The organism is Corynebacterium sp. HMSC077G07 (assembly GCF_001809225.1).
Classification (GTDB): Bacteria; Actinomycetota; Actinomycetes; order Mycobacteriales; family Mycobacteriaceae; genus Corynebacterium; species Corynebacterium jeikeium_D.
In genome coordinates, this window is sequence record NZ_KV796533.1 from 37,159 (window position 1) to 57,005 (window position 19,847).

The window sequence follows — 19,847 nt, forward strand, 5'->3', positions numbered from 1 at the left end:
TACACAATGTCTCGTATTGGTAAGAACCCTGTCGTTGTCCCGGCAAACGTTACTGCCCAGGTCAACGGCCAGGACGTTTCCGTCAAGGGCCCGAAGGGCGAGCTGTCTGTCTCTATCCCGGCTCCAATTACCGTTGAGCTGAAGGACAATGAGATTGTGGTCAACCGCCCGGATGACCACCGCAAGAGCCGCTCCCTGCACGGCCTGTCCCGTTCGCTGATTAACAATATGGTTGTCGGTGTGACCGAGGGCTACACCATCAAGATGGAAATCTTCGGTGTCGGTTACCGTGTCGCCAAGAAGGGCAAGGACCTCGAGTTCTCCCTGGGCTACTCGCACCCAGTCCTGATCGAAGCACCGGAAGGTATCACCTTCGACGTCGACGGCACCACCAAGCTGTCGATCACAGGTATTGATAAGCAGCAGGTCGGACAGCTCGCAGCTAACATCCGTCGTCTGCGTAAGGATGATCCTTACAAGGGCAAGGGCATTCGTTACGATGGCGAGCAGATCCGTCGCAAGATCGGAAAGACGGGTAAGTAATGAGCAACACCAACGAAAAGCGCCTCCCGGTAGGCAAGGACATCTCGACTCGTCGTCGTGTCGCCCGTGCCCGCCGTCACGCACGCTTGCGCAAGAACGTCCGCGGCACCTCCGAGGCACCGCGCCTCGTCGTGCACCGCTCTTCCCGCCACATCACCGCTCAGGTTATCGACGACTCCATCGGTCGTACCCTGGCAGCTGCTTCCACTCTGGACGCAGATCTCCGTGGCTTCGAGGGCGACAAGAAGGCCAAGAGCGCCAAGGTCGGCGAGTTGATTGCTGCTCGCGCTAAGGATGCTGGCATCGAGAAGGTCGTTTTCGACCGCGGTGGCTACCAGTACCACGGCCGCGTTGCTGCTCTGGCCGAGGCTGCCCGTGAAGGTGGTCTGAAGTTCTAATGCGCACTTACAAGTCCAACGGAAGGAATGCGTGATGTCGGAACGCGATAAGCGCGAAGGCGGACGTAACTCCGCTGACAACAAGAACAACAACCGTCGTGGTGGTCGCGGTAACGACCGTCGCCAGCAGGACGAGCGTTCGCAGTACATCGAGCGCGTAGTAACTATCAACCGAGTTTCCAAGGTCGTCAAGGGTGGTCGTCGCTTCAGCTTCACCGCTCTGGTCATCGTCGGTGACGGCGAGGGCATGGTCGGCGTCGGCTACGGCAAGGCCAAGGAAGTACCGGCAGCTATCCAGAAGGGTGCTGAAGAGGCTCGTAAGAACTTCTTCCGCGTCCCGATGATTGCTGGCACCATTACCCACCCGGTTCAGGGTGAGACCGCTGCTGGCATCGTCCTGCTGCGCCCGGCTGCTCCGGGTACCGGTCTGATTGCCGGCGGCGCTGTCCGCCCGGTTCTCGAGTGCGCCGGTGTTCAGGATGTTCTGTCCAAGTCGCTGGGTACCAACAACTCCATCAACGTTGTTCACGCAACCGTTGATGCCCTCAAGCAGCTGGTTCGCCCTGAAGAGGTCGCCGCACGTCGTGGCAAGTCTCTCGAAGAGGTCACCCCAGCACGTATGCTGCGCGCACGCGCAGGTCAGGGAGCGTGATTTCCATGGCACTGAAGATTACCCAGGTCCGTGGTACCGCTGGTACCAAGCAGAACCAGAAGGATTCGCTGCGCACCCTCGGCCTGAAGCGCATCAACGATTCCGCCGTTCGCCCGGATACTCCGGCTGTGCGCGGTCTCGTGAACGTTGTGCGTCACCTGGTCGAGGTTGAAGAAGTAGCGGGGGAGTAGGTAAACCATGAGCGAACCAATTAAGCTCCACGACTTGGCCCCGGCTCCGGGTGCTAAGAAGAAGAAGACTCGCGTCGGCCGTGGTGAGGCTTCCAAGGGTAAGACCGCTGGTCGCGGCACCAAGGGCACCAAGGCCCGCAAGCAGGTTTCGGCAGCATTCGAGGGTGGCCAGATGCCACTTCACATGCGTCTGCCGAAGTTGAAGGGCTTCAAGAACCCGGCGAAGGTCACCTTCCAGGTGGTCAACGTTTCGGATCTGGAGCGTCTGTTCCCGAACGGTGGCGACGTCACCATCGCCGACCTGGTTGCAAAGGGCGCTGTCCGCGCTAACCAGCCGGTGAAGGTCCTCGGCGACGGCGACATCAACGTCTCCGTCAACGTCACCGCAACCAAGTTCTCGGGCTCCGCAAAGTCCAAGATCGAGGCTGCAGGCGGCTCTGTCACTGAGGCCTAAAGCATTTAAGCTTTAACAAAAGAGCTCTTAACCCAAGTGGTTAAGAGCTCTTTTTGTATTGAGGGGGAGGAAAGGGGAGGGGAGGGCAGCGCAAACCGCCCGCTTACAGCAGGCCGGTGTGGCGCAGAGCCTGCTCCAGTCGGTCGATGTCAGCGTCCGTATGGAGCGCGGTAATGGTCAATCGCAACATTGCCTCACCACGGGGAACCGTCGGGTAGCGAATCGCAGGTATGTACACGCCTAGCTCCGCCAACCGTGCTGAGGCGTCCATCGCTTCGGCCTCGTCGCCAACGGGCAGTGGGATGATTGCAGATGCGGGGTCTGACTGCGCGCCAACCAGGGAGCGGACGCGCGCAATATTACGCTGCAATCGCTTGACGACGTCCCCAGCCTCCAACTGCTTCAACGCGGCGCGGATAGCTGCGACGGAACCGGGGTTCATCGACGTTGAGTACACGAAGCTACGGGCTTGATTGCGTAGCAGGTCGCCAACTGGTGCGGAGCAGAGAACGTATCCTCCTTCGACACCGAGAGCCTTGCTCGCGGTGCCGACCACAATGTCCGGGTGAATGCCCAGGTGCGCTGCGGTGCCACGGCCTTGCTCTCCGATAACGCCGACGCCGTGGGCGTCGTCAAGCATCAACCATGCGTTGTGACGGCGACAGGTGCGCTCGAGTGCGGGGCCGTCGATGACCTCGCCTGACATAGAGAACACGGAGTCGGAGATGACAAGCTTGTGGCGGGCGCTCGATGCTGCGAGGAGACGGTCGAGTGCCTGGTAGTCAGCATGTGGAAAGACCGTGACGTTAGCTCGGGCATTGCGGCACCCGTCGATGATGGAAGCATGGTTGGCGGCGTCGGAGAAGATTTCCACGTCGGCGGTGGCGATGGCAGCGATGGTTGAGTGGTTCGCCTGGTAGCCAGTCGCAAAGAGAACGGCATCGTCGAAACCGAAGAACTGCGCCAGTTCATTCTCAAGTGCCCTGTGGATGCTAGTGCCGGTGGTCAGGCGAGAGCCGCCGGACCCGGTGCCGAAATGTCCAATTGCCTCGGTGGCAGCTGAGATGAGTTCAGGGTGCGTGGACAGGCCGAGGTAGTCCGAAGAAGAAAACAGTAGATAGTCGGTTCCGTCAATTCGGCTGTGTGGCAGTTGTCCGGTTTCGAAAGTGCGCAGTGTGCGGGCAAGCCCTTCAGCGGCCCAGGCCGAGTTCCTTTGGGCGGCGATTGCTGAGAGGTCGCTGTTGGGGGCGGTCACGTCCGGCGAGGAACTGGCGTCAGCTGGGAGCTCGACGTAGACCGGCGCGTTCTCCAGGTAATCGATTAGCTCGGGGATATCGGTGCCGGGTTCAACGATGAAGATGCGAGTACCAAGAGTGCTGCCGTGGTCCTTGATATTGGGGATACGGTGAAAGATTCCGTCCAGCGCCAGATATCCCCGCGTGTAAAAGGGGTCATCGGAGAGGCAGATTTCTGCGACGATACCCGGGGCGCTGTGAACCTTAGATGCGAGGATGAGCGCCTCGTGAAAATGATCCTTGGTGCAGTCCTTACTGGGGTGCGAGATGGCATCAAAAGTGGAAACCCGTACACCACGGGCAGGATTTGGGTCGAGCCGTTCACCGGAGGAGGCATCGATGAGAGCGGCACCGCGGAGACCTGTGAGTGAATAGGCCATTTCGACGGCGATGTCGGCTGCTTGTATGCCTGCAGCGTGTAGGCGTTGAGCAATGAGATTGCGTGCGTCCTCAGGGCTGGGGTTCGACTCTAGAAAGGGAGTCAACGCGGACACGGTGCCGATAGTCGACTCTTCAACCTTGTCCACAGTGATGTGAATTGTGTCGGCTCGACCCTTGTCGTGGTGAAGTGCACGGCTAGTCATTGCAGAAGCCAGCTGAGGTAGTTCGACGGCCGGTGCAAGACGCTCAGCGCCAGAGATATGGCAGCCATCGGCGCTGGATCGCATGCGGATGCTGTAGGTACTCACAGAGCAAAACTTTAACACTGTTCAAGTTTTGTCTGGGAAAATTGGGTGAGGCACAGTGAGGGGGCGTGGGCTCAGAGGGGAGGGGGCGCTGGGATCGTCGTCAAGCGAAAAGAGGTGATTGGCGGGGCGCTGTACTAACGGTGATATGGAGGTGTATTGCGACGATGTGGAGAAACGCTGGTAGACTCACTACGTCAAATACTGTCAATTAAAGGTTTGAGGAATACGTCATCCGCGTTGCTTAACTAAAACGGGAGACTACTGGCGGATAAGCGGGTAAGTCTTTCGGGAAAAGCGTGGGAGAAGCGGATTTCTTGACCTCGGGAGGATGCACGTGGCTTCCGGTCTCATTGCGGCGTTGCGCGATCCCGATTTGCGTAAGAAGATCTTCTTCACTCTGACGATGATCATTCTGTACCGAATCGGCTCGCAGATTCCAACCCCTGGTATCGACTACCAGTTGGTCAACGCGCAGCTCGAGCAGATTTCGAAAGATCAGTCCAGCGTTTACTCGCTGATTAACCTGTTCTCAGGTGGCGCTCTGCTGCAGATGGCGATTTTCGGCATCGGCATTATGCCGTACATTACGGCCTCGATTATCGTCCAGCTGCTCACGGTGGTGATTCCACACTTCGAGCAGTTGAAGAAGGAAGGGCAGTCGGGTCAGACAAAGATGACCCAGTACACCCGCTACCTCACAGTGGCGTTGGCGTTGCTGCAGTCTGCAGGCATTGTGGCCATGGCAGACCGAGGTGCCCTGCTGGGTGGCTCGCAGTCGCTGCTGGTTAAGGATGCGGGTGTCTTTGACCTCGTGGTGATGGTCGTTGTGATGACCTCCGGTGCCGTGCTGGTCATGTGGATGGGTGAGCTCATCACTGACCGAGGCGTCGGCAACGGTATGTCGCTGCTGATTTTCTCCGGTATCGCCGCTGGTATGCCGGCGCAGGGAGCGAACATTCTGCGCTCCACCACCGGTGTCGTGTTCGCCACCGTGATTGTTGCCGTGCTGATTCTCATCATCGGCGTTATTTTCATTGAGCAGGGACAGCGCCGTATTCCGGTGCAGTACGCAAAGCGCATGGTTGGTCGTCGCCAGTACGGCGGATCTTCCACCTACCTGCCGCTGAAGGTGAACCAGGCCGGTGTTATCCCTGTCATCTTCGCGTCCTCGCTGATTTACGTGCCGGTTCTGATTACCCAGATTGTTCAGTCCGGTCAGTCGAATCCGAACATGGACAACTGGTGGCAGCGCAATGTCATTCAGTACCTGCTGGCGCCGTCCAGTTGGCAGTACATTCTGCTGTTCTTCCTGATGATCATCTTCTTCTCCTTCTTCTACACCTCCGTGCAGTACGACCCGCACGAGCAGGCGGAGAACATGAAGAAATACGGTGGATTCATTCCGGGCTTCCGCCCGGGACGTCCGACTGCTGAATACCTGTCCTACGTCCTGATTCGCCTGCTGACTGTCGGCTCGCTGTACCTGGCGCTGATTGCTGTTCTGCCAAATGTCGCTCTTGATATGGGGCTTGGCGACGCGAACTCCGGTACAGGCGGTATGTTTGGAGGTACAGCCCTGCTGATTCTGGTCAGTGTTGCGCTGACGACGGTCAAGCAGGTTGAAAGCCAAATGATGCAACGTAACTACGAAGGGTTCTTGAAGTAATGCGACTCGTACTTGTAGGTCCTCCCGGTGCAGGCAAGGGCACTCAGGCAGCTATCCTCTCGGAGAAGCTCGGTGTCCCGCACATCTCCACCGGTGACCTGTTTCGCGCAAACATCGGTGAAGGCACTCCGCTCGGCATTGAGGCGAAGTCCTACATCGACGCCGGCAACCTTGTTCCGGACGACGTGACTGTGCGTATGGTCGAGTCCCGTCTGAATGAGGACGACGCTGCCAAGGGGTTCCTGTTGGATGGCTTCCCACGCACTGTTGGTCAGGCAGAAGAGCTGAAGCGTCTGCTGTCCAACCTCGGCACTGAGCTGGATGCGGTCGTACAGTTCGACGTTTCTGAGGATGTCGTCGTCGAGCGCATGCTGGCCCGTGGTCGCGCAGACGACACTGAAGAGGTCATCCGCAACCGCATGCATGTGTACACCAATGAGACCGCTCCTTTGCTGGATTACTACTCGGAGAAGATCATCAAGATTGCCGCTGAGGGATCCGTTGAGGAGATTAACGAGCGCACGATGGCTGAGCTGGAGAAGCTGAACTAGGCTCCTGGCACACCGGGTAACTAGACGCTCTAGCTTTTTCGCTGGCTGGGGCCGATGGGTTTGCCGGTTGTAGATGGTTGTTGAAGCCGCCCTTTCGAACCGTTGAGGTTTGGAAGGGCGGCTTTTGTGTGTGGCTGTTGGGGCTGGGGTGGGGCGGGGGGGGGCAGCCGATAGTGAGGGCTACTGGAAGTCCTGAATGATTTCGTCGATAAGTGGCTGTGCGGCCTCGGCGCCAATATTCGCGAAAACGAACTCTTGGTAGATGCGGTTATCCTCGTCGATAACCATAACGAAAGGGGACCCCTTGCTGATGCCGCTAAATGCGTGCTTGCCGGGTAGCTCGTATGGTGCGTAGTTTTCGACGGACTCAGCCTTTTCGTTAATGCGCTCGACAGTGGCCGGGTCCTCGGCCGTACTGAGCATTGCGGTGCCACCGTCGCCAACTGCCATTACGCAGGTGAAGCCAGGTACGCTCTCGCTGCCAAAAATGACGGGTTTAGAGTCATCCGACTCGACGCAGCTGCCAATCGCCTCCTTAATTGCATCAGGTGTGAAGTTTTGAATCGACTCAGGCAGTGCAGAGGCGCCCATGAAACCCGAGGTGCTTCCAGGGGCCTCCGGCGATTCCGTGGCAGGGGAAGTGGAGGGGACAGTCGGCGCTGGCGACGGTTCGGGGTTGCTTGAGCATGCGCCAATCAGGAAAAGCGAGCTGGCAGCAATAACAACGCCCGCAGTCTGCGCGGACTTCAACAGTGAATGCATGCCAGTTATCGTAGGGCAGCTCATCTTTGGGTGTAAATTTCTCGGAAGTAGCAGCGATCCGAGCGGCGCCCTCGTAGGTGGCGGGGTGCGGCTAGCCGGTGGTTCCCTTTTAAGTCAGAGTAGACTCAACCAGCGTGATGAGTTTTCCACGCCGCCGCAAAGTAGTTCCTGCCCGCACCGAGGGAGAATTGGATGCGATGCAAGCGGCCGGCGAGATTGTCGGTCGTGCATTGCTAGCCTGCCGAGACGCCGCTAAGCCAGGGGTCACCACGGCAGATCTCAATGAGATTGCGCACCAGGTCATTATCGATGCTGGCGCAACGCCGTCCTTCCTTGGCTATGAAGGCTTCCCGGCATCTGTCTGCGCATCAGTGAACGAAGTGATTGTCCACGGCATTCCGTCTTCGTCTACGGTTCTCGCCGATGGTGATTTAGTCTCAATTGACTGTGGCGCAATCCTGGATGGCTGGCACGGCGATTCGGCACTTACTTTCGGCGTCGGAAAGCTGAGTGACGATGTCGAAAAACTGAACATTGCGACATCAGAGGTCCTCGCCGAAGGTATTAAGGCCATGGTGCCGGGCGCTCGCCTCACCGATATTTCGTATGCGCTTGAAATGGCCACCCGTGAGGCTGAACTGCGCCACGATATTGAACTCGGCATCGTCGATGGGTACGGCGGGCACGGTATTGGGCGTGAGATGCACATGGACCCCTTCCTTCCCAACGAAGGCAAAGCTGGAAAGGGTCCCCGCATCGTCGAAGGCTCCGTATTGGCCATTGAACCGATGCTCATTCTCGGCGGCGAGTGGGGGAGTGATGAGCTTGACGACGGCTGGACGGTCGTCAGCGCCGATAGAATGCCGGCCTCCCATTGGGAGCACACAGTTGCCGCCACAGCGGACGGCCCCCGTATTTTGACTCCTCGAAATGAATAACTAGTGCGGGAGGGGCTACGCGAAAGGTCAGAATGTCGCCATAAAGGCTGCGATGAATTCTGAACGCGGAGAGAGAGTCCGCCTGCCATCGCTTGCAGGCGGTCCCATAGTGGTCGTATTTGGTAAAAACGCAGGTCGCGTGTAAAGTTGGGCGATGGTGTGGGCGCAGTGTCGCTGCAGTGATGATTATCCCTGCACGGAACTGCTAAAACACCAGGCAGAGTAGAGATTTCCCAACTGGTGCCGGGATTGTCCCGGGTATCCGCCAGAGAGACGTGGAGGACATGGCTAAAAAGGAAGGCGCAATTGAGGTTGAGGGTCGCGTCGTCGAACCCTTGCCGAACGCGATGTTCCGAGTGGAGCTGGACAACGGGCACAAGGTGCTCGCCCATATCAGTGGCAAGATGCGCCAGCACTACATCCGTATTCTCCCGGAAGACCGAGTCGTAGTGGAGCTTTCTCCGTACGATCTCGAGCGTGGGCGAATCGTCTACCGCTACAAGTAAATCGACCTGACCACTGTTGGTAGTGGTTATGGGCTTATTTACTAACTAGACAGAAACTCCACCGTCCTAGCTGCTTCTGGTGACGGCCGCGTGATGTCGAGACCGGGTGTCTCAGCAGATTAGCGCGGCGGTTCTTTATGAAAGCTTTTCCACAGAAGTAAGCGAGAATACCTCCGGCAACGGTGGCTGGAGCCTTTCTATAACACTTGCGCGACTCGGCGTCCGACCGAGTAAGTCGGGTCTGGGAAGGATGGCAGTGGAGTAAACCACCGCATCAACCGGAAGGAAATTGCCGTATGGCACGCCTTGCTGGAGTTGACCTGCCACGCAACAAGCGTATGGAGGTCGCTCTTACCTACATCTATGGCATCGGCCCCGCCCGTGCCAATGAGCTGCTGGAGAAGACCGGCATCTCTCCGGATCTGCGCACCGACGCTCTCACCGATGAGCAGGTTGCTGCGCTGCGTGACGTGATTGAAGCTACCTGGAAGGTCGAGGGTGACCTCCGCCGCCAGGTTCAGGCTGATATCCGCCGCAAGATTGAGATTGGTTCCTACCAGGGTCTGCGCCACCGTCGTGGCCTGCCAGTCCGTGGTCAGCGCACCAAGACCAACGCTCGTACGCGTAAGGGTCCGAAGAAGACGATCGCCGGAAAGAAGAAGTAAAACATGGCAGCTCCGAAGTCCGCACGCGGCCGTCGTACCGGCCGTCGCGTTGTAAAGAAGAACGTGGCTCAGGGCCACGCATACATCAAGTCCACCTTCAACAACACCATCGTGTCCATCACGGACCCGAAGGGCGCTGTTATCTCGTGGGCCTCCTCTGGTCACGTCGGTTTCAAGGGCTCTCGTAAGTCCACTCCGTTCGCTGCTCAGATGGCCGCCGAGAACGCTGCTCGTAAGGCCATGGAGCACGGTATGAAGAAGGTTGACGTTTTCGTTAAGGGTCCGGGTTCGGGCCGCGAAACCGCCATCCGTTCCCTCCAGGCCGCTGGCCTTGAGGTGTCCTCGATCTCGGATGTGACCCCTCAGCCGCACAACGGCTGCCGTCCGCCGAAGCGTCGTCGCGTCTAGGAATAGGGTAAGGAGAGAACAGAAATGGCCCGTTATACCGGTCCCGCAACCCGTAAGTCCCGTCGTCTCCGCGTCGACCTCGTCGGTGGCGACATGAACTTTGAGCGTCGTCCCTACCCTCCGGGGCAGGCTGGCCGCGCTCGTATCAAGGAGTCGGAGTACCTGCTCCAGCTCCAGGAGAAGCAGAAGGCACGTTTCACCTACGGCGTGATGGAGAAGCAGTTCCGTCGCTACTACGCCGAGGCTCACCGTCGTCCGGGCAAGACTGGCGATAACCTCGTCGTCCTGCTGGAGTCGCGTCTCGACAACGTTGTCTACCGCGCTGGTCTGGCTCGTACCCGTCGCCAGGCTCGTCAGCTGGTTTCCCACGGCCACTTCACCGTTAACGGTAAGAAGATCAACGTGCCGTCCTTCCAGGTAAGCCAGTACGACATCATCGACGTGCGCCCGAAGTCGCAGAAGATGATTTGGTTCGAAGAGGCACAGGAGAACCTGGTCGACGCTGTCGTCCCGGCATGGCTTCAGGTTGTTCCTGAGTCCCTGCGCATCCTCGTGCACCAGACCCCGGAACGCGCACAGATCGACATTCCGCTTCAGGAACAGCTGATCGTCGAGTTCTACTCGAAGTAATAACCAACTTCGCTTGCATCCATTCATTCCCTATGGCGTCATATAGCGGTCGCCACCTGGAGGATTTTCGAAAATGCTCATTTCCCAGCGCCCAACGCTGACTGAGGACTACATTGATTCCTCTCGCTCCCGGTTCGTTATCGAGCCGCTGGAGCCGGGTTTCGGTTACACCCTCGGTAACTCCCTTCGTCGTACGTTGCTGTCGTCCATTCCGGGCGCTGCAGTCACCAGCATCCGCATTGACGGTGTGCTGCACGAGTTCACCACTATCCCGGGCGTGAAGGAAGATGTCTCCGATATCATCCTGAACATCAAGGGTCTGGTGCTCTCGAGCGAGTTCGATGAGCCGGCTACCGTTTACCTGCGTCGCGAAGGTGCAGGCGCGGTGACCGCTGCAGACATTGAGTGCCCAGCAGGTGTGGAGATTCATAACCCGGACCACCACATCGCTACTCTCAATGATTCCGGTCGCTTGGATATTGAGATGATCGTTGAGCGTGGTCGTGGCTACGTGCCGGCGACCCCGAACTCCGGTGGCGAAATCGGCCGCATTCCGATGGACCAGATTTACTCGCCAGTTCTGAAGGTCAGCTACAAGGTGGAGGCTACTCGTGTTGAGCAGCGCACCGACTTTGACAAGCTGATCATCGATGTCGAGACCAAGAACTCGATCACCGCCCGCGACGCGATGGCGTCGGCAGGCAAGACTCTGGTTGAGCTGTTCGGTCTGGCACGTGAGCTGAACGAGGCTGCTGAGGGCATCGAGATTGGCCCGAGCCCGCGCGAGGCTGAGGATGTCGCTGCGTACCAGACTCCGATTGAGGATCTGGACTTCTCTATGCGCTCCTACAACTGCCTCAAGCGTGAGGAGATCCACACTGTCGGTGAGCTCGCTGCTCGTACCGAGTCGGATCTGCTGGATATCCGCAACTTCGGTGACAAGTCCATCAATGAGGTCAAGGAGAAGCTCGCTGAGCTTGGCCTCGCTCTGAAGGATTCCCCGAACAACTTCGACCCGGCTGCTGTCGCTGATTTGGACGCTGCCTCGGGCGATGACGCTGACTGGACTGATGGCGCAAGCGCTGGCTACGACGAGTAGTTCACCGACGCGACTTCATTAAAACGAGGAGATACCTATGCCTACCCCTAAGCAGGGTTCCCGTCTCGGCGGCTCCGCTTCGCACCAGAAGAAGATTCTGGCCAACCTCGCGAAGCAGCTCATCGAGCACGGCAAGATTAAGACCACCGACACCAAGGCCAAGCTGCTGCGTCCGTACGTTGAGAAGCTGATCACCAAGGCAAAGCGCGGCACTCTCGCAGATCGCCGCAACGTTGCAAAGCTGCTTAACGACAACTACGCAGTTAAGAAGCTGTTCGACGAGATTGGTCCGCAGTTCGCTGATCGCGACGGCGGCTACACCCGCATCATCAAGCTGGGTAACCGCAAGGGCGACAATGCCCCGATCTCTCTGATTGCTCTGGTTGAGGAAGAGACCGCAACTGCTGAGGCAACTCGCGCAACTCGCGCTGCTGCTTCCAAGCAGGCTGAAGAGGCAAAGGCCGAAGAGGCTGAGGCTACTGAGGCTGAGGCTGCAGAGGAGGAGTAATTCCCCTCGCTGACGGCTTCTGACCGTCACAGCTTTGAACCCCCGTTGAGCAGTTCATATCTGAACGCTCTTCCGGGGGTTCTTTGTGCTTGACGACGGTGCATAGCGCCCGACTCCAGTTCTGCCTCCGGTTACACCGACGGATTACGCACCAACATTGAGAGCAATACGGAGACCCTGCGGTGGAAACTGCTGATTATCTAATCCGGGGTCCCGGCTACAATCTGTTAACCGTGACATCACTTACTCCAACGACTCCGGATACCCCGTGCGATTCTCCCGATCGAGCCGCTATGGGGAGCACCGACTCCGACCTGGTTCGGTTGCGTTTTGACATTGCCTATGACGGGACCGATTTCCATGGTTGGGCTGCTCAGCGCGATAAGCCTACTGGAGAACCGGTGCGGACTGTGCAGGCGACGTTGGAATCCACTTTGGAGAAGGTGTTGCGCACTCCCGTGCAACTGACTGTGGCCGGTCGTACAGATGCCGGTGTTCATGCCTCCGGGCAGGTGGCTCACGCAGATGTTCCTGTCTCCTGTTTAGACACACGTTCTATCGCAGGGGATCCGGGTAATTTGGTTCGTCGTGTAGCGCGACTATTGCCCGCGGACGTGACGCTTCGGGGCACCTCGTTTGCGCCCCCGGGTTTCGATGCCCGCTTTTCCGCGTTACGTCGGCACTATGTCTATCGCGTCACTAGTTGCGTCAGTGGCCCGCTTCCTACCCGTGCTCGCGATACGGCCCACTGGCGGCGGTCAGTGGACATCAACCGCATGCAGGTGGCGGCTGATGCCCTACTGGGGCTCAATGACTTTGCCGCTTTTTGTCGACACAAGCCACATGCGACGACCACTAGAGATCTACAGCGGTTCCAGTGGTTCGACGTATCTACGCGGGAAGAACCAGAGCTGTACGAGGCCCATGTGACTGCCGACGCGTTCTGCTGGTCTATGGTGCGCTCACTGGTTGGGGCCTGCCTTAGTGTCGGTGAGGGGCGACGTGCGGTTGGATTCACTGAACAGTTGTTGAGTGAAGGGAAGCGTTCCCCGTTGGTCCCGGTGGCAGAGGCGCGTGGGCTCAGCCTGGTAGGTGTTGATTACCCCGGCGATGCTGATTTGGCGGCCAGGGCGGAGCAGACCCGCGAGCGTCGTGATGCCCGGACAGATGGGGACGAGGCTTAAATGTACAAGCTCTCGGTAATATTCCCTGAAGAAAGTGACCGTAGGAGGAGTGTTCGGTAGTGGTGTGGGCAATTGTTAGCTTGGTTGCGCTGCTCGTAATCCCCGGCGCTGTTGTAGTGAGAGCCAGCGGCGTTCGTACTCCGTGGGCGCTGGCCCTCGGTCCTGCGGTGACGTTTGGTATCGCAGGTACCGCAGGGTGGGCGCTCGGCGCTATCGAAGTGCGCTTCACCTTGGTCAGTGCGTCTATCTGCTGGGCCGTGACACTACTTCTCGCGCTTTGCTGGAGTGGCGGCAGCGCTTTGATTCGGCGGCGGCGCGGTAGTGTCGATCGCTCAGTGTCGGCCGAGACGCAGCCGCCCGCCGCAAGTCGATGGCGCGAGTTGGGCTATGGGCTAATCGCAAGTATCGGAGTCATCATCGCAGCGGCGGTTCTCACGTGGACCGCTATCGGCCGCATCGCTTCAATGTCCGAGGGGATGGCGACCATCCAGCAAGGCTGGGACACACTCTGGCATGCAAGTGTGCTCCGTTCGATTACGGAAGACGGCATGGCCTCGGCCACTAGAATGGGCGAGATTCAGAATGTGGAAACTCAGGCGGTGTCCTACTATCCCGCCGCATGGCATGCGTTCGGTGCGCTTTGGATACTGATTGTCCGTCTACCAATCACCGAGGCAGTCAATTACCTCGGCATTATCATTCCGGCCGTGACCATACCCACGGCAGCTGCGGCGCTGACCTGGAGAATTATTGATCGCCGAAAGCTGTCCACCGCCGTTGCCGCGGGGGTTGCAGCGCTTGTTTCCGCAGCGCTTCCGGTATTGATGCCCGTCGGGGTCTTCGTGGGGGCCTGGCCGTACCAGGTCTCGATTGCACTAGCGATTACCGTTTTTGCCTTTGTTACGTCGCTCCCGCACGCACCTCAGCGCATCTTGAGCGCCGCGCTTTCGATAATCGGTATCGGAGAGCTCCATCCGGCATCGGTGCCTACAGTCGTTATGCTCGGTGCAATCTGGTGGTTGTGCTACCGCCTGCCGCGTCCCGCGCATCCTGAACTGGGTGCGGTTCGCGCCAGGCTTTACGACGTCGCGGTGATTGCAGCCGCCTTTGTGCCAGCAGTGGCAGTTCTCCTGCCGCAGTGGCTTACGGGAACTTCTCAGACCGAGGATGTGCGCGCGGTTAGCGCTGAAGTAGACGACCTCGATCGTTTCGATGCGTGGTATCGAGGCGCCACAATGCTGACCCGCCACACTGAGGAATTCCGGCCGTTCTGGCCAATCATCATCCTCGGTTTCATCGGGATGGCGTTTTTGGTTTTCGCAGGTACTTCGCGCCGACGGGTGTGGGTAGTACCGGCCTGGTTTGTTTCGGTGTTGATGACGACCCACGCGCTCAATCATTTTGGTGGCGTGCCGGGCGATATTCTCGCGCTGTATACGGATCTTCACTATTCGACGCCTCACCGGTTGGTGATGGTCACCGCGTACCTGTATTCCGCGCTTGCGGGTATCGCCGTTGCGTGGGGCTGCGCGTGGGCGGCTCGAATTAGTGAGTCAAAAGTGCCATCGACGGGGCGAGTTCTGGGGTTGAGCTTAGCGACGGTGAGCTCTGCTGTACTTGTGGTCTATGGAGTGGCGTCTAATGCTAGCGCTGCGGATTTCGCCTACAAGAGCCCTAGGGAATGGCAAATCATTTCCAAGGCTGACTTGAAGGCATTTGATTGGTTGGCCGAGCAGCCGGAGGCACATAAGTACCGCACGTTGACGAATCCGCCGGAGGGGTCCAGCTGGATGTACGCTCGCAATGACTTGCCGGTAGTGTTCCCGCACTATGATTGGCCAGTGGCGAATAAGTGGACTGCTACCTCAATGCTGTATTGGCACGCTGATTACCTCGGTTTTCCAGACCCCGATCGGCCGGATGGGGTGAACGATGTCGATCGCTCAGCCCGAAAGCTGAACGTGGGATTCATCTATTTGTCACCCCCGGGTATTTGGGATTCCAAGGAGGATTTAGAGTTTCCTGGTGAAGGGCTCTGGGTAGCTCCAGGGGTAACCCCTGTTTATCGAGATAGGGAAGTAACTATCTTCGCCTTCAATGACGTGATTACGCCAGAACGCATCGACGAGATGCGAGCTAGTTCTCCGGAAGTAATTCCTCCCTCGGCTACTAGGGGATGGAGCGATGGTCGGGTAGGTTAGGACACCATGCGGATGAATAAATTTATGGCAACGATCGCAGCCGGTGTGATGATGACTTTCGCGCTGGCCGGATGTGGAGACGACGAGCCGGCTAAGCCGGAAGTCTCGAATCGCTCCGTCAGTTCTTCCGCAAAGACTAAATCCTCGACTCCGCCGAAGCCGACTGAGGAGTCGACGACACCGACAAAATCAGAGACGCCGACGGAAACTCCTGCAATCACCCAGGTCAATGATGCGGATTACACCCCGGCGGACGGCCCAAATACTCGACTCTTTCAGTTGGAGGATGGCACGACACGCTGCTTCCTCAACGATCTGAGCGGTGACGCCTACTTGGCCTGCCAGGTGAATCTTGCCAATCCTCCGATGGTCGATGACGGCACGGGAAACAAGGTTCCCGCCAATGCTGTGTCCTGGAACCCGGGGGGAGTTACTTACGAGGTCCTTACGTTCCCGCCGGCGGGTGAGATGAAGACGCTGCCAGCGAATTCTCAGTTGAGCGCATTCGGTTACAACTGCGCGGCCTATGGCCCGTCTACTCTGGAGTGCTCGGGACCAGCGGGCGCTGCCACTATCGACAATGGCAATGTCACTGGTGCACAGATGCCGAAGGAGGATGTGCCTCCTGCAGCAGGCGGTCAGCCGGGTGGCCAAGAAAATGGCGCTCCGAATGACCCGGCGCAGCAGGGGGAGCCTGACGGCTCCCAGGCGCCGGGCGGTCTGCCAGATTTGGGTGCGTTGATTCCGGGACTAAACCGCTAGTTGCCCGCATAGCTAGTGGCTGCAATTCATCGGTAGTGCGGGCGGTAGATAGCGTCCAGGTGAATTCGCCCATCGCCAGTCGAGGGCACGAAGCTGGCATTTCCGCTGCTGCTGCCGTGGGCGAACCTGTACGACTGACCTCGATGATTCTCGCGATTCCAGTACACAGGTCGGGCTCATACTCTTCGACAACAACCACATCGACGGTGTCGTCTCCAGCTCGAGCGAGAAGTACTGCGCCCAGATCAAGAGCCACAGTATAGAAATGTGGACGGGACGTGCGAATCCCGACTCGATAGCCGAGCGAGAGCATTCCGATGAGCAGCTCACAAATGTCCTGATTGCCGCAGTCGACCTCCAATCGGGGGACGTTCGCGGGACACATTGTGATGGTTTGTCCACTGCTCCCGGCTCCTATGACCTGCGCCGGACCATTAGTGATAGCGATGTCACGTTGTCGGCTTAACCACAGGTGCGGTTTGCGTCCCAACGCCGCCACATGATGAGAGCGTCCAGTGCGGCGCAGCTGCACGACCTCCGCAGAGCTCTCAGTCAGAGCACATTCCGGTGCCGTCAATCGCCGTGCGCGAATACCAAGGGTTCCCAGCCGGTGGATGAGGAAGCGTAGGGCTTGGTCAGCGGAGGCTTCCACCGGAAGAGTTGCCACCAGATGTGTCCAGGGTTCAGGGGCTGTGCCGGAGCGCTCGGCTGCTCGGAAGTAGCGGTGCGCATGCTCTCCGCGGACTTCCGGCGCAATGTGATAAAAGCACAGCGCATCCAGGGTCACTGGGCTGTCGTCGGCAAGCGAGACGATATCCGCAGCGCTTAGCTGGCTTCGCAGGCCTGGTGTGAGACGTAGTCCGATGAGTTGTCCTGGTTCGGTGCGTCGCAGGCGGTCACGAAGGCTGCGGCCGCGCACAGGGACATGCGCGCCTGCAGTGATGGTTATTGCTGTAATGAGTAGCCACAATGACAATGGCATGTGAAAATCCCCCCAATATGTTCCCCACTAAAATTCCCCTGGTCGCACAGTAGCGCGGCCTGGCTTACTCTGCAGGGTAGAGATTATTTGGGGGAATAGTTTTGGGGGAAACTCATGCCACGTACGCCGACTACGCCTAGCCAGGTCAGCGGTCATCGATTCTTGATTCGTCGGATTGAGCACGCGCTTGTGCGTGCGGATTCGCGAATGCTGCACGATCCTCTGCGCACGCGTACGCGAGCACTGTTTATCGGCTGTGCGCTGGTGGTTTTACTGGCCGCCGGCACTGCGGTGCTGTCGTTGGTGCGGCCGCAGGGCGGTTCGAGCTCCAATGAGCAGCTGATTGTCGTATCGGGGTCGGAGGGCCTGCATGTACGTGTCAATGGTCGATTGCATCCAGTCGCGAATCTCGCATCGGCGCGGTTAATTTTGGGCAATCCTGCTGAGCCGAAGCGGGTGCGCAGTAGCGAGTTGGACAAAGAGGACATCAGTTTTGCTGTCGGGATTGAGGGCGCACCAGCAGTTCCGGCCGCGCCGGCAGGCTCTGGTGCCTCGGGAGCTGCCAAGAGGGGCAGTGCAGGTGCGCCGGAGTTGGCACTGTCTTTATGCGAGCGGACGGTGCAAGACCTCGGGCAGCCGTGGATTGTTGCAGAGTCGCTTGCGCGTCTTGAAGAAGTCCGTGCGGAACCGCAGCAGCTTACCCGAACCCACTCGGACAGTGCCGTCGTTGCCGATGGCCAAAACCTCTGGCTGATTACGCAGGGCTACCGCTCGCGGCTGGATGTCAACCACCCGGAGCACGCCGCTGTTTCTCGAGCGCTGGGGTTGGAACGCGCCGCAGTCCGGCCTGTCAGCCCTGCGTTGCTCAGAACGATTCCGGAGGTTCCGATTCTGGCCGCGCCAGCAATCCCGAACCGCGGCGCACCCACGCACTTCGCCGCTCCATTCGACACAGTCGGCAATGTGGTTGAGGTCGGGCAGCGGCGCGTTATCGTGCTTGACGACGGTGCCGCGATTCTCTCCCCGGTGCTAGGAGAGCTATTAGCTGCGCATAGCCCAGTTCTGCAGGCCAGTGAGGGGCAGCTGGCGGCAGTTCCCGTTGCGAATGCGCCAGCAGTCCCGGGGCTACCTGAAAAGCCGCTGACGTTTGCCGATGCTGATGGCTGGTTGTGTGCCGGCCGGATAGCAGGACGGCCGCAAGCTCTCGTGCAGTGGTCGCAGCATGCTCCGGAGGGGCGGCACGTGGATTACCCGCATGCCGACGGTTCGGGTGCGGCCGTCGACGGTTTCGTGGATGGTCGCAGCCGTGAGCGCAGCTCGATTGCAGTAAGCGTAAATGGGGCCGTACACGTCATTTCTCCAGAGGGGATGCGCTTTGCTGTGCACGATCGCACGACGTTGGCTGCCCTCGGGTTTAATGCATCAACCAATGCCGATAGCGGTGGCACGCGACCAGTGGACTGGGAAGTGCTGGCCGCGTTGCGCGGAGGCCCTGAGCTGAGTAAGCAGGCGGCGCTAGGGCCGCTGTCTGGGGCGCGAGAGCAGCCAGGCACCTAGGCCCAGTGCGCATATCAGGAGCAGTCCAGTCGCCCGGAGCGGTGCATTGCGCTCCTGCGAAGAAAGCAGATCCGGTGGAGCCGGTGCGGCCGCGGGATTGGCTGCGTGCTGCGCAGCGGTGTCTACAGTGGTCCAAATCAGAGCGTCATAAGGTGCAATGATGCCGCGACCAAGGCCGAGCCCGGAACTAATTGGGCTCGCGGAATTAAGGATGATGTCGCGAACCTGTGCTGGGGAAAGCTCTGGGTTTCGTGCCAGCAGCAGGGCAGCTGTGCCCGACACGGTTGGCGTGGCAAAGCTGGTGCCGGCAATCTGTTGAGCTCGGGTGTTATCCCCGGACCCGAACACGTGGCGGTCTATGAGACCGGTGGGGGTGCGCGGATCGGGACCGAGTACGGGGCCGCCGGGAGCGGAGACATTGACCCATTGTCCCGTGATTGCATACTCTGCGGGTTGTGCTTGGCCAGCATCGTCGAACTGTACTGCTGATACCGCGATTACCTCCGGCAGAACTGCGGGCCACGCTACGGATCCGTCCTGACAACTATCGCCCTTATTTCCTGCCGCTGCGACCACTACTGCGCCTGAGATTTCCGCGCGTGCGACGCTCTCGGCAACATCTGTTGCACCTTGGGGCATTACACCTGCCGGGGCACACGATGTGAGCGAGATATTGATGACTCGCGCGCCCTCCGCGACGGCCCTGTCGATAGCTTGTGCCAGCGACTCCAAATTTCCTTCGCCATCGGCCGTTTGTCTTATCGACAACACGTGCGCGTCGGGCGCCAGTCCGGCGAAACCATCGGCACCGGGCCGGCCTGCAATAATGCCGGCTACTAGAGTTCCGTGACCGTCGCAGTCTACGAACCCGCTGTTGCCGTCGACAAAATCGCCACCGTCGAGAACCTCGCCCAGGCGCTCATTGGGTGAGACCCCGGTATCGATTACCGCCACCGTAATCCCCGCACCCGTCGTCAGTTGCCATGCTTGGCGAAACCGAAGAGCTTTTTCGATCACCGTCGGTTCATGCAGTGCGCTTTCCGACGACAGCATCGTGGCCACGCAGTCCTGGCTGTTCTGGGCAGCCGCTATTGGTGCGATGCCCGACGGTACTACTGCGGTGGCCGCCGTCAACGTCGAGATAAGCACTGTGGAAAGTGCGGCCGTGGCGGTGAGACGAGTTTTTATGGCATTCATGAAAAGTGG

21 protein-coding genes and 1 pseudogene are annotated in these 19,847 nt (G+C 59.0%); 17 read left to right on the forward strand and 5 right to left on the reverse strand.

The window, feature by feature from the left end; genetic code table 11:
* The first annotated feature begins 6 nt into the window (after window positions 1-6).
* Genes rplF through rplO form a run of 5 tightly spaced genes read left to right on the forward strand, consistent with a single transcriptional unit; the run spans window position 7 to window position 2,238 of the window.
* Window positions 7-543, forward strand: coding sequence for a 50S ribosomal protein L6 (gene rplF / locus HMPREF2562_RS04900; RefSeq protein WP_005509895.1), 537 nt, complete (start codon window positions 7-9; stop codon window positions 541-543).
* Window positions 543-941 carry a 50S ribosomal protein L18 gene (gene rplR / locus HMPREF2562_RS04905; RefSeq protein WP_005510009.1) on the forward strand — a complete coding sequence of 133 codons (399 nt, stop codon included), beginning with the start codon at window positions 543-545 and terminating at the stop codon, window positions 939-941. Before rplF ends, rplR begins: the two co-directional genes overlap by 1 nt.
* Before the next feature lie 34 nt (window positions 942-975).
* Window positions 976-1,593, forward strand: coding sequence for a 30S ribosomal protein S5 (rpsE, locus tag HMPREF2562_RS04910; RefSeq protein WP_005510059.1), 618 nt, complete (start codon window positions 976-978; stop codon window positions 1,591-1,593).
* Between the two features lie 5 nt (window positions 1,594-1,598).
* Window positions 1,599-1,784, forward strand: a complete 186-nt coding sequence (gene rpmD, locus HMPREF2562_RS04915; RefSeq protein ID WP_005509843.1) for a 50S ribosomal protein L30 — start codon at window positions 1,599-1,601, stop codon at window positions 1,782-1,784.
* Window positions 1,785-1,791: 7 nt separating this feature from the next.
* Window positions 1,792-2,238: a 50S ribosomal protein L15 gene (gene rplO, locus HMPREF2562_RS04920; RefSeq protein ID WP_016422071.1), complete on the forward strand. Its 447-nt coding sequence runs from the start codon at window positions 1,792-1,794 to the stop codon at window positions 2,236-2,238.
* 103 nt (window positions 2,239-2,341) lie between these two features.
* Here rplO and HMPREF2562_RS11175 read toward each other — a convergent pair whose 3' ends face one another.
* Entirely contained in the window at window positions 2,342-3,493 is a 1,152-nt protein-coding gene (locus HMPREF2562_RS11175; protein ID WP_371325808.1) for an aminotransferase class I/II-fold pyridoxal phosphate-dependent enzyme, read from the reverse strand.
* A gap of 48 nt (window positions 3,494-3,541) precedes the next feature.
* Window positions 3,542-4,201, reverse strand: a pseudogene (locus HMPREF2562_RS11180) (6-carboxyhexanoate--CoA ligase); the annotation flags it as partial.
* Window positions 4,202-4,550: 349 nt separating this feature from the next.
* Between HMPREF2562_RS11180 and secY the strand changes: the two are divergent.
* Both secY and HMPREF2562_RS04935 read left to right on the forward strand, forming a co-directional pair.
* Window positions 4,551-5,888 carry a preprotein translocase subunit SecY gene (gene secY / locus HMPREF2562_RS04930; protein ID WP_048731466.1) on the forward strand — a complete coding sequence of 446 codons (1,338 nt, stop codon included), beginning with the start codon at window positions 4,551-4,553 and terminating at the stop codon, window positions 5,886-5,888.
* The gene (locus HMPREF2562_RS04935) at window positions 5,888-6,439 is read left to right on the forward strand and encodes an adenylate kinase (protein ID WP_005509947.1); all 552 of its coding nucleotides are present in this window, start codon (window positions 5,888-5,890) and stop codon (window positions 6,437-6,439) included. The genes secY and HMPREF2562_RS04935 overlap by 1 nt, the downstream gene beginning before the upstream one ends.
* 180 nt (window positions 6,440-6,619) lie before the next feature.
* Here HMPREF2562_RS04935 and HMPREF2562_RS04940 read toward each other — a convergent pair whose 3' ends face one another.
* The gene (locus tag HMPREF2562_RS04940; RefSeq protein ID WP_070549703.1) at window positions 6,620-7,201 is read right to left on the reverse strand and encodes a hypothetical protein; all 582 of its coding nucleotides are present in this window, start codon (window positions 7,199-7,201) and stop codon (window positions 6,620-6,622) included.
* A 137-nt stretch (window positions 7,202-7,338) separates the two neighbouring features.
* Here HMPREF2562_RS04940 and map point away from each other — a divergent pair, with 137 nt between their 5' ends.
* The 9 genes from map to HMPREF2562_RS04985 all read left to right on the forward strand — a co-directional run bounded on the left by map (window position 7,339) and on the right by HMPREF2562_RS04985 (window position 15,340).
* Window positions 7,339-8,139 carry a type I methionyl aminopeptidase gene (map, locus tag HMPREF2562_RS04945; protein ID WP_070429842.1) on the forward strand — a complete coding sequence of 267 codons (801 nt, stop codon included), beginning with the start codon at window positions 7,339-7,341 and terminating at the stop codon, window positions 8,137-8,139.
* A gap of 284 nt (window positions 8,140-8,423) precedes the next feature.
* On the forward strand, window positions 8,424-8,645 hold the full coding sequence (gene infA, locus HMPREF2562_RS04950) for a translation initiation factor IF-1 (protein WP_016422077.1): 222 nt from the start codon (window positions 8,424-8,426) through the stop codon (window positions 8,643-8,645).
* Window positions 8,646-8,941: 296 nt separating this feature from the next.
* Window positions 8,942-9,310 carry a 30S ribosomal protein S13 gene (gene rpsM, locus HMPREF2562_RS04955; RefSeq protein WP_005509836.1) on the forward strand — a complete coding sequence of 123 codons (369 nt, stop codon included), beginning with the start codon at window positions 8,942-8,944 and terminating at the stop codon, window positions 9,308-9,310.
* Between the two features lie 3 nt (window positions 9,311-9,313).
* Window positions 9,314-9,718, forward strand: coding sequence for a 30S ribosomal protein S11 (gene rpsK / locus HMPREF2562_RS04960; RefSeq protein ID WP_016422078.1), 405 nt, complete (start codon window positions 9,314-9,316; stop codon window positions 9,716-9,718).
* Between the two features lie 24 nt (window positions 9,719-9,742).
* A complete protein-coding gene (gene rpsD / locus HMPREF2562_RS04965) occupies window positions 9,743-10,348 on the forward strand; it encodes a 30S ribosomal protein S4 (RefSeq protein WP_005509964.1) in 606 nt (201 codons plus the stop codon).
* Window positions 10,349-10,421: 73 nt separating this feature from the next.
* The gene (locus HMPREF2562_RS04970) at window positions 10,422-11,447 is read left to right on the forward strand and encodes a DNA-directed RNA polymerase subunit alpha (protein WP_016422079.1); all 1,026 of its coding nucleotides are present in this window, start codon (window positions 10,422-10,424) and stop codon (window positions 11,445-11,447) included.
* Window positions 11,448-11,484: 37 nt separating this feature from the next.
* Window positions 11,485-11,955 (forward strand): 50S ribosomal protein L17, encoded by a 471-nt coding sequence (rplQ, locus tag HMPREF2562_RS04975; RefSeq protein WP_016422080.1) that lies wholly within the window; start codon window positions 11,485-11,487, stop codon window positions 11,953-11,955.
* A gap of 293 nt (window positions 11,956-12,248) precedes the next feature.
* Window positions 12,249-13,139 carry a tRNA pseudouridine synthase A gene (locus tag HMPREF2562_RS04980; RefSeq protein ID WP_070549704.1) on the forward strand — a complete coding sequence of 297 codons (891 nt, stop codon included), beginning with the start codon at window positions 12,249-12,251 and terminating at the stop codon, window positions 13,137-13,139.
* Between the two features lie 59 nt (window positions 13,140-13,198).
* Complete coding sequence (locus HMPREF2562_RS04985) at window positions 13,199-15,340, forward strand: DUF6541 family protein (protein WP_070549705.1); 2,142 nt, start codon at window positions 13,199-13,201, stop codon at window positions 15,338-15,340.
* 589 nt (window positions 15,341-15,929) lie between these two features.
* Here the strand turns inward: HMPREF2562_RS04985 and HMPREF2562_RS10730 are convergent.
* A complete protein-coding gene (locus HMPREF2562_RS10730) occupies window positions 15,930-17,084 on the reverse strand; it encodes a hypothetical protein (protein ID WP_016422084.1) in 1,155 nt (384 codons plus the stop codon).
* 114 nt (window positions 17,085-17,198) lie between these two features.
* On the opposite strand from HMPREF2562_RS10730, the gene eccB reads away from it, so the two are divergent.
* Window positions 17,199-18,641: a type VII secretion protein EccB gene (eccB, locus tag HMPREF2562_RS04995; RefSeq protein WP_070549706.1), complete on the forward strand. Its 1,443-nt coding sequence runs from the start codon at window positions 17,199-17,201 to the stop codon at window positions 18,639-18,641.
* Here eccB and mycP read toward each other — a convergent pair.
* Complete coding sequence (gene mycP, locus HMPREF2562_RS05000) at window positions 18,600-19,838, reverse strand: type VII secretion-associated serine protease mycosin (RefSeq protein ID WP_224783771.1); 1,239 nt, start codon at window positions 19,836-19,838, stop codon at window positions 18,600-18,602. The two genes, eccB and mycP, sit on opposite strands and share 42 nt — an antisense overlap.
* Window positions 19,839-19,847 lie beyond the last annotated feature (9 nt).